Source organism: Synechococcus sp. OH20, from assembly GCF_047502685.1.
Lineage (GTDB): Bacteria > Cyanobacteriota > Cyanobacteriia > Thermostichales > Thermostichaceae > Thermostichus.
Genome location: NZ_JANSIQ010000038.1, coordinates 26,629 through 35,764, shown reverse-complemented (window position 1 = coordinate 35,764; position 9,136 = coordinate 26,629). Strand labels below are relative to the sequence as shown.

Annotated in this window: 9 protein-coding genes; 3 read left to right on the top strand and 6 right to left on the bottom strand. The window is 61.7% G+C overall.

The features are described from left to right. Positions 1-102: 102 nt before the first annotated feature. Positions 103-528: a TerB family tellurite resistance protein gene (locus tag NW826_RS08980; protein ID WP_414336125.1), complete on the bottom strand. Its 426-nt coding sequence runs from the start codon at positions 526-528 to the stop codon at positions 103-105. 171 nt (positions 529-699) lie between these two features. On the opposite strand from NW826_RS08980, the gene NW826_RS08975 reads away from it, so the two are divergent. Beyond that, positions 700-1,827, top strand: a complete 1,128-nt coding sequence (locus NW826_RS08975) for an iron-containing alcohol dehydrogenase family protein (RefSeq protein ID WP_414347060.1) — start codon at positions 700-702, stop codon at positions 1,825-1,827. 6 nt (positions 1,828-1,833) lie between these two features. On the opposite strand, the gene NW826_RS08970 is transcribed toward NW826_RS08975, so the two are convergent. The 3 genes from NW826_RS08970 to NW826_RS08960 form a co-directional block, all read right to left on the bottom strand. Beyond that, positions 1,834-2,733: a DMT family transporter gene (locus NW826_RS08970; protein WP_414509946.1), complete on the bottom strand. Its 900-nt coding sequence runs from the start codon at positions 2,731-2,733 to the stop codon at positions 1,834-1,836. A 323-nt stretch (positions 2,734-3,056) separates the two neighbouring features. After that, positions 3,057-4,181, bottom strand: a complete 1,125-nt coding sequence (locus NW826_RS08965) for a glycosyltransferase family 9 protein (protein WP_414509945.1) — start codon at positions 4,179-4,181, stop codon at positions 3,057-3,059. A gap of 112 nt (positions 4,182-4,293) precedes the next feature. Next, entirely contained in the window at positions 4,294-5,085 is a 792-nt protein-coding gene (locus tag NW826_RS08960; protein WP_414509944.1) for a hypothetical protein, read from the bottom strand. Between the two features lie 131 nt (positions 5,086-5,216). On the opposite strand from NW826_RS08960, the gene NW826_RS08955 reads away from it, so the two are divergent. Further along, positions 5,217-5,357, top strand: coding sequence for a hypothetical protein (locus NW826_RS08955; RefSeq protein WP_414427114.1), 141 nt, complete (start codon positions 5,217-5,219; stop codon positions 5,355-5,357). A 156-nt stretch (positions 5,358-5,513) separates the two neighbouring features. Further along, positions 5,514-6,791, top strand: a complete 1,278-nt coding sequence (locus NW826_RS08950; RefSeq protein ID WP_414336173.1) for a DUF4912 domain-containing protein — start codon at positions 5,514-5,516, stop codon at positions 6,789-6,791. Between the two features lie 199 nt (positions 6,792-6,990). On the opposite strand, the gene NW826_RS08945 is transcribed toward NW826_RS08950, so the two are convergent. Further along, positions 6,991-8,022 (bottom strand): anthranilate phosphoribosyltransferase family protein, encoded by a 1,032-nt coding sequence (locus tag NW826_RS08945; protein WP_414336078.1) that lies wholly within the window; start codon positions 8,020-8,022, stop codon positions 6,991-6,993. Between the two features lie 29 nt (positions 8,023-8,051). Continuing rightward, a complete protein-coding gene (locus NW826_RS08940; protein ID WP_414509943.1) occupies positions 8,052-9,017 on the bottom strand; it encodes a LysR family transcriptional regulator in 966 nt (321 codons plus the stop codon). Between the last annotated feature and the right edge of the window lie 119 nt (positions 9,018-9,136).

Sequence of the window (9,136 nt, the reverse complement as noted above, 5' to 3'; positions counted from 1 at the left end):
GTCAGAGGGTGCTATCCATCCCCACCCGGGTGGGGAATTCCGCACCTTACGTTAATCAAACTTTTCCCTGCGCCGCTCCCCAGATGGTGTGGTCAAAATGTGTTAGGAAGCCTCTCCCCTCACAGCCTTGGCCACGCGGCGGAAAAATTGCCCCACACCCTTCACCAGATTGGGCGCCGATTCTGGACGAGGTGGGATCCCTGCCATGAGGGTGTGGTAGTCATCCAAGAGGGTGTGCTCTTCTGGAGAGACTGTGTCGTCAGCCATCATCAGGTTGCCAATTGCTCCCAAAAGTTGTAAGCGCTCGGTTTCACTGGCCTGAGCAAGATAATCGGCCATCCAGCGCTCGGTTTGTTCCATCGGGATGGGCTTTTGGATCAGTTCTCGCAGCTCGGTATCGTGCTCCAAACCATAGCGGCGCAGCAGGGATCCCAAGTAGGCCAGTTCCTGGGGTTCCAAATGCCCATCGGCCCAAGCGGAGCCGGCCACAATTTTGAGTATGAGCTGATGCTGGGTCGTCGGGTTCATGATCCCTTGTTGCTAAACGGCACCGTTGCCCTGCTGGGTGAGCGCCAGAGAAGGTTGACGCTAACTTAGCCCTAACTATAGCCCTGCGGCGAGCCAGACCTCTAGGATTTGCCGCTAAGATCATGTTCTGTATTCACAAACACTGAGCTGATTTCTCTCCCCTTTCTGGCAATGCTGAGCGCCTCTTCTTGCAAATGGGATCTGGCCATTCCGGCCCCAGGCCGGCTGTACCGCGGCAGCGGCATCCTCGAGGCCGTACCTCTGACGATCCTGGGATCCCGCGTGTTGGTGATCGGGGGGGAGCGATCGCTAGCTGTGGCTGAACTGCCCCTGAAGCGCAATCTGGAGCGGGATCCCGCCGTTCAGGTCTACTGGAGCACCTATGGCGTCGATTGCAGCGAATCGGAGCTGGCTCGTCTCCAGGCTCTGGCCACAGCAGAATCCGTAACCGGCATTTTGGGGGTGGGGGGCGGCAAGGCGTTGGATACGGCCAAGTTGGTGGCCCATCGGTTGGGGATCCCGGTGGCGACGGTGCCCACCTCTGCTGCCACCTGTGCCGCCTGGAGCGCCCTGTCCAACATCTACTCGGAGGCCGGAGCTTTTCAGCGGGATGTGGCCTTGGAGCAGGCACCTGCCGCTTTGATCCTGGACTATGACTTGATTCTGCAAGCGCCAGCACGCACCCTGGTGGCCGGGATCGGGGATGCCTTGGCCAAGTGGTACGAGTCTTCTGTGAGCAGCGGCAGTTCAGAAGATGCCCTGGTGATCGGCGCTGTGCAGCAGGCCCGCGTCTTACGGGATTTGCTCTTGCAAAAATCGGTGGCGGCCCTGCGGGAGCCAGGTGGGACTGCTTGGAGGCAGGTGGTGGACGCCTGCATTTGCCTAGCGGGGATCGTCGGCGGCATGGGAGGGGCCAAATGTCGCACCGTGGCCGCCCACGCCGTTCACAACGGCCTCACCCATCTGTTGGGGCACCGGGCCACCCTGCACGGCGAGAAAGTGGCCTTTGGCATCTTGGCCCAGCTCCGCCTGGAGGAGATCCTGCAGGGAAGCCAGTTGGCGCTGGCCGCCCGCACCCAGCTGCTGGAGTTCTACCGCCAGGTGGGGCTGCCCCTCAACTTGCGGGATCTCCACCTCAACCACCTGGGATCCGCTGAGCTGCTGCAGGCTGCCCAAGTGGCCTGCCAGCCGGGATCCGATATTCACCATCTGCCCTTCCCCGTCAGCCCGGAAGCCCTGCTGGTGGCCCTCACCACCACCGACTTGACCAGCTCCAGTCCCGTCCTGCCGCGGCTCTAGGCTGGCCTAGAGATCTTCCCGCTTTCCAACTTTGCCAGTCCAGGCCGGGGTTTGGGCCCTCTGCAGCCGGGCTTCCCTGTAGGCCCCAGAGGTGGCGCCTGCCAAGACCAAGGCTCCGCCCATCCAAGTCCACCCATCCGGGATCTCGGCAAACACCCAGAACCCGATCAGGCTAGCCCAGAGGAGGCGGAAAAAATCAAGAGGCAGCAGCATGGTCACCTCGGCCAGCTTGTAGGCTTGGGTGAGGGCCACCTGGCCCAGGCTGCCCAGCAGCCCCATTGTCGCCATCCACAGCCACTGCTCCGGCGAAGGCCAGCTCCAAACCCAAACAGCAGCAAAGAAGGAAAGGGGAGTCTGCAACAAGCCCATGTAGGCGGTGATCGTGAGGCTGGACTCGGTGCGGGCGAGGATCTTGAGCACAATGGTTACCCAGGCAAAGAGGGCTGCCGCCGCCAAAGCTAGCCCTGTCCCTAAAGAGAGCTCCCGAAAGCCCGGCCTTAGCATCACCAAGGCCCCGGCAAACGCCAGGCCCAATCCCAGCCAGCGGGAGGGGCGCATCTGTTCGCCCAACACCCAGACCGCCATGAGGCTGGCAAACAAAAGCTGGACAAAGCTCAGCGCCGTTGCTTCCGCCAAAGGCAACAGACTGGCTGCCCAGAAGGAAAGCAGCATCCCTAAGGTGCTGATTGCCGAGCGCAGGAGGTAGAAGCCCATCTTGGCGGTGCGCAGAGAGTGGATCCCTGCTCGCAAAAGCAGTGGCACCAGGGCAAGTAACCCAAATAGGTTGCGCAAGAACACAATTTCAAAAGGGTGCAGGGCGGGCGTGTTGAGCCGGATGATCGCCCCCAAACAGGCAAAGCAAAAGGTGGCCAGCAGCTTCAGGGCAACCCCTTGCCAGGCTCTCATTTGGCCCCACTCTGCAAACCGCCCCACTTGCGCGTTCTCAACGTTACAGCTCACACCCAAACGGTTTAGGCACAGAGTTTTCAGCCTCGAACTCTCAGCCTAAGCGGACTGTCAGGGATCCGACCTGCGCTCCTGGGCCCTCTCTGCCACCCCCCTGGTCAGCAGGGAAAAAGACGGGGATCCCTGGGAGCTATGGCCATCTCGAATAGCCATGAACAACAGTTGTCCCCTCGCTCTGTAGCTCCCCTCTCCCAAAGGGAGAGGGGATGGGGGTGAGGGCTGGGAGAGGGGATGGGGGTGAGGGAAGAGATCGGCTGGAAGTCCTACGTCTTCTTCAGATTTAGAATCTCCTGCAGGTAGCCGATGACTGTTTCTGGCCGGAGGTGGGCCATGCAGGGGTGGCCCTCCACCAGGCAGGCTTCGTTTTTGAACTTGTTTTCCACGCAGACCCGGCATTTATAGGAAGTTTGGGTAACGTAAACGTGGGGCAGGCGAGGTGCCCACAGCCGCACCGGGCTAGCTCCATCGCCATCGGCATCGTTGCCAAACAGGGCAATGGTGGGGCAGCCCACGGCCGCCGCAATGTGCATCGGCCCCGCGTCCACGGAGATACAGAGCCGCGCCCGCTTCAGGGCCCCGGCCAATTCGATCAAGCTGGTTTTGCCCCGCAGGTCGATCATCCCCGTTTGCGCCAGCAGCTCATCTTCGCCGCCGCCGTGGTAGAGGGATCGCTGCAGCTCCGGGGCACTGCCGATTAGCCCCACCTGCAGGCCCTGCCCCCGGCACCACTGGATCACCTGGCGCCAGTACTCGAGTGGCCACATCTTGGCGCGGCGGGTGGTGGTGATGTGCACCAGGACTTCCGGCACGGGAAAATCGGGATCCCGGCTGGGCAGCTCCAGGCGGAAAAAATCTGTTTCCACATAAGCCAGGCGGCAGAAGATCTCGGCAATGTAGTTGCTGGTGAGAATATCTTTGTAGCGCTGCAAAAACTCCAGGCTGTTCCAGTCGTCATCCTGGAGCATGCGCTGCACCGGGTCGGGGCCGGGATCCAGCTTGCGGCGAAAATCCAAGGTCAGGCCAGCCCCGGCAATGTACTGGGGGCGCAGGGCCGTCACCGCCACCAGGTTGAGCTCGCTGAACTCGTCGCAATTGATGGCCAGATCATAAGGCCCGGCCTGGGCCACACGATCCCGCACTGCTGCTGTTAGGGCCTCGAGGTAATCGGGGCGGCGGCTGTAGAGGGGGAAGCTGAAGTCGATATAGGGACAGTGAAGCTCAAAGTCGCGCGTAATCTCGCTGCCGAAAAAATCCAGCACACAGCCGGGGTATTTTTCCTTGAGGCCACGCAGGAGGGGGACGGCGACCACGAAGTTGCCCACCTTGCTGGAAGAAAATACCGCTAGATGAGGCCGTTCCCGCAGAGGTTGGTTGGCAAACCGTTGCATAGGGTTGGGATCCCCAGAAAAAGCCGTTTGCGTCGGCGGCGCGGAGCACGTTTGCTAGGCTAACATCCCCAGATCCCCTTCGAGGCCAGCGCCGGGATCCCTGGGCCAGACTTCAGGGCCGGCTGGCCTGGCTGCCATCCCAGATGACTACCACGGCAAAGCGATCCAGAAAGCCGTCGCTGGCGTTCATCTGGCGCAGGTTGAAGGCATCTTCGGCGGAGATCACCAGGTCGTAGCCCAGCATGCGGGTGGCGCGGATGCGGTGGGGCCGTTCCCCAATGCGGTTGACCAGCGAGCGGGCCTGCTCTTCTGAGGTGGTATAGGCGGCAGTGCCCTCGCTGCCCACAAAGGCAGCATTGAGATCCTGGCCAAGGTTGAGGGGCGGGTAAACTGGGTTGCCGTCGGGATCCAAAAGGCGCATCGATTGGCTAGGGAGAAAATCCAGGCCGCGGGCATCCACGATCAGCCCTGTTACCTGCGGGGTCTGCCGCCGGGATCCTGCTTCGAGGCCAGTTCCCCCCCCTGAGCCAGGGCTGGAGCCGCGCACCCCACTCTGGCCGTTGCCAGGCCCGATCACTTCTCCCTGTCCAGAACCCGAGCCACCGCCCCCGCTGCCGAACTGGCGCAACAAGTCCAAATCGAAAATCGGCCCTTCCAAGCTTGTGTTCTCGCTAGAAAACGCCGACTCTACTTCTACCTGGTCGGGAGTAACCGGGCGCCAGGGCGTTTCTTCCGGGAAGGGTTGTTTCTCAACCGCTGGGGCAGGGGATCCCCCTTGCAGGCGGTAAAGGGGAGGAAACAGCGTTTGCGCCTCGACAGCTCCCCCCGGCCAGACCAGGATCCCCAGCGCTGCCAAGATCGCTCGGATCCCTGCGCCTTGAGTTCTATCTTTCCACCACCTCATGCCCCCACCTCACGGCCTGAAAACCTGTGGTTTGCTCTGCAGCCGCCCACCCTTCCCCCATGCTACCCAGGCAGGGCCGGTTCGGTAGGGGATCCCGCGCAGTCCTCCCTTTGGCTGGAGAGCAGCGGTCGATGTTTTTCCCTCGTGCGGCGGGATCCCTGGCTCAAGATGGCTGGGAAAGCCAGGCGTTGATCCCCAGCGATCCCCAAGCTCTTGACCGCCAGGCAAAAATACGCAAACATGTGTTCATCATTCTTTGTGATCCCCGTTGATCCCGACCTGGAATCATCAGGGGTTGGAGAGTGCAAAGCAGGCCGTCACGCCAGTAGGTTCAAGGCTGTACTGAGCCACAAGCTGGGATCGGCCTTTGGGTTAGAAGCTGGAGCATTGCACAAAGCCTGAGTTGTCGAAGACAGGAGACCCTGACCATGCCACCAGAGCGGATCCCGTTGGAAGAAATGACCATCCGGCAGTTGCGAGAAGAAGCTGCCCGCTATCAGATCCCCAAGTACAGCCGTATGACCAAAGACCAGCTTATCGAGGCCATTCGAGAAGCCCAAGCCAAAACTGGCTGCCCCACCGATGCGATGCCGGAGCCCAGCGGGCAAGAGTCGGTTACCGGGACGAAGTATGTCGGCCAAGTAGCTAGCAAGCCGGATCTGGCCGATGTAGACAAGGGGCTGGGGGATCTGCCCGACGGCTATGGCGAAAGCCGCATTGTCCTGCTGCCGCGGGATCCCCAATGGGCCTACGCCTATTGGGATGTGCCCAACGAAGCCAAGGAGAGCAAGCGCCGCGAGGGCGGCCAACAGTTGGCGCTGCGTCTGTACGATGTGACAGATATTGATTTCGACCGCCAACCGGCCCACAGCATGCAGGAGTACCCCTGCGACGAGCTGGCGCGGGAATGGTACTTGCCGATCCCGGTGAGCGACCGCTCCTATTTGGTGGAGATCGGCTACCGGACGGCAGATGGCCGCTGGCTGATGTTGGCCCGCTCGGCAGCGGTGATGGTGCCCCCGGTTTATCCTTCCGACTGGTTTGAAGAGCACTTCCTGACGGTGCCCTTCGACGTGGCACTGCAGGGCCGCACCCTCTACCAGCTCACCGAGCCCTACAAGCGCAGCGCCACCGGCATGGGCGTGGTGGCCTACAAAGGCGACGAGCCGCAGCGGGAGGCGACGGCGGATCCCTTCCTGGATATGGTGGGCGGCTTCGAGGCGATGCGGGTGGCGGGATCCCTGTTTGGCAGCCACCAAATGGGCAGCCGTCAACTGGTGCCGGAGCAGGCCATCAGCTCGTTCATTATCCCCTCGGGTGTGGGTATGATGGGGATGGCTATGGCCGAAGTGCCTGCTGCTCCCTGGATGGCTTCCGGATCGGGCCTGGGGCTGTTCTCCGGCGCTTCCGAAGTCCTGCCGCGGCGCTCCCGCAAGTTCTGGCTGGTGGCTGATGCCGAGCTGATCGTCTACGGGGCCACGGAGCCGGATGCCACCGTCACCATCGCCGGGCGCAAGATCCAGCTCAACCCCGATGGCACCTTCCGTTTCCACATGGCTTTCCCCGATGGCAACATCGACTTCCCCATCTTTGCTGTGGCTGCCGACGGCGAGCAAAATCGGGAGATCCACATGACCTTCGACCGCCGCACCCTCTCCCGCCGCACCAACACCAAGGAGGAGGCCATCGAGGAGTTGTTGCCCTAGAGGATCCAACTTTTCACTGCTTGCCCCCTGGAGCTGGCCGGGGGCTTTTTGTTGCCGAGTGAGAGTTATTTAACCGGTGATGCAACCCAACTCCCCTCTCCCTCAGGGAGAGGGGCTGGGGGTGAGGGGATCCCTCAGGGAGAGGGGCTGGGGGTGCCTCAATCCAGTTTGTGAACTTATGAAACAAGGAATCCCGGCCCTAGGAGCGGTCGATCAACTGGGCCAGTTGTTTCAGCTTCTTCATCACCTGTCCAGAGCAAAGCAGGTCTTGCGCCTGTTGGATCCCTTCCTGCAAAGAGGGAGAATGGCCGAGGAGCCACAGATAGCTGCCCCCATTCCAGAGAACGGCTGGGGTGAGTTGACAAGGATCGCCGCTGAGCACCTGCTGCATCTGCTGCTGCAGCTCTTTTTCGCCGGCAAGAGGGATCTCTGGGCCTGCCAAGTGGCAATCGCGAGCCTTCAGGAGCAGCCGTTGCCCGCCCTGGTTCAGGATAGCTGCTCGTTCTCGCGGCAGGTCGCAACTGCCTTCCAAACCCTTGACGGTGGTAAATTGCCCGATCTCCCGCAGGGCAAACAGCTCCAGCAGCGTGGCCTCGGTGGGCGGGTGCACATAGCCCGCCACCAGGTGAAAGGGGCCTTGGTAGGGCGCCCAGACCAGCTCCAAGGTGGCCAAGGGGGGGCGTTTGCCGATTTGATCCCGGTAGTCCATCAGGGCCTGGGCTTGGGGAAAACAGGTGGGCAAATACAAAAATCCCAACCCGGTTTGTTCCAGCAGTTGCCCCACCTGCCCCAGGGATAGCCCCCGCCAATCGACCCCCAAGAGGCGCCAGACGACCTCCAAAGGTAGACCATACTTGGTGGGACAAAAGCCGGAGCCATGCAGCAAAACGGCTGCCCCTGCCGCGGCCAACAGCAAAGCCACCAGCACCCCCAGCGGCGCAGTCCGCGAGCGGCCATCGTAGGGATGGCCAAAGATAATCAAAGGATGGGGCAAATCCCGTTGGGGCAGAAGAGGGCCGTATTCTGCGTAGGCATCCAACATACCGGCCAGCTCTTCGGCGGTGGGGCGCTTGATGCGGTGGGCAATTAAAAAAGCTCCGATCTGGGCGGGAGTGGCTTCCCCCCGCAAGAGCATGCGAGCAGCGCTGGCCGCTTCGGCTCGGCTGAGATCTTGGTGAGTATGGGTGCCGCTGCCGATTTTTTTCAACAGCTCGCGAAACTCTTGGCTCATAGCATCGGCGATCAGGAGGGCTGGGCTACTCAGGATACTGACAACAACCTGGCAGATGGCTGAGGGATGTGGGGATCTGTGCCGGAAGCGGGCTCAACCTCGGGCTGCCTGATGAGCTGGGCGGCCAACTGCAAAAACCGGCGAATGGGCGGAATCTGGTAGCGATCGCTGGTGGTGACCATCACCACCTGCCGCCTCAACAGGGGAGGCTCGGTGGGCCGCACCTGCAACTCCGGATCGGCGTAGCAGTCCACCAGGGCCGACTCCGGCAGGAGAGCGATCAACTGCCCCTGTCGCACCACTCCCCGAAAGGCATCTAGGGTGTTCAGTTCCAGGGCTGCTTTGAGAGGGAGCCCCTGCCGGGCCAGATGGGATCCCACCAAGGAGCGCATGGCGTAGCCATCCTTGAAGACAGCCTGAGGATACTCGGCCAGCGCCTTCCAGGGGATCTGCTCGTAGCGGCTGAGGGGATGGGTGGAGGGCATCAACACCTGAATCGGCTCGGAATACAGCGGCTCCACCACCAGTTCTGCCCCCCGCGTCATCAGGGGATTGTCCATGACCAGGGCCACATCCACCAGCCCATCCCTGAGCACCTTCAAGGCGCGGTCGCTGCCCAGAGCCGTGACCCGCAACTGCACCTCTGGGTGCTCTTGACAAAACTGTTGCACCACGGGCGGCAGTTGATGGGCAATCAGGGAATGGATCCCAGCAATGCAGAGTTCGGTCTGCTGGCCCTGCAGCCATTCTCGAAGGCTCTCCTGAGCCCGCTGCCATTCCTGACAGATGCGACGGGCATGGGGCAAAAGCCGTTCTCCCGCCACAGTTGGGGCCACCGGGTTTTTGCGATGCAACAGCGGGGCGCCCACGGCCTCTTCCAGAGCCTGGATCTGGCGACTGATGGCCGATTGGGTCAGACCCCTGAGGCGAGCAGCGGCCAAAAAGCTGCCCGTCTCCACCACGTTCAAAAAGGCTTGCAACAACTCCAGCCGCATTCGGGATCCCTTGGGCAATGTAACCAGCCACGGTGGCATCCTAGCCAGGGAAACGGTAGGCTTTTGTAAACGCCGTTACCAGTTGTTGGCTTGAGGATCCCCAAGCCAGGGGGAGACGA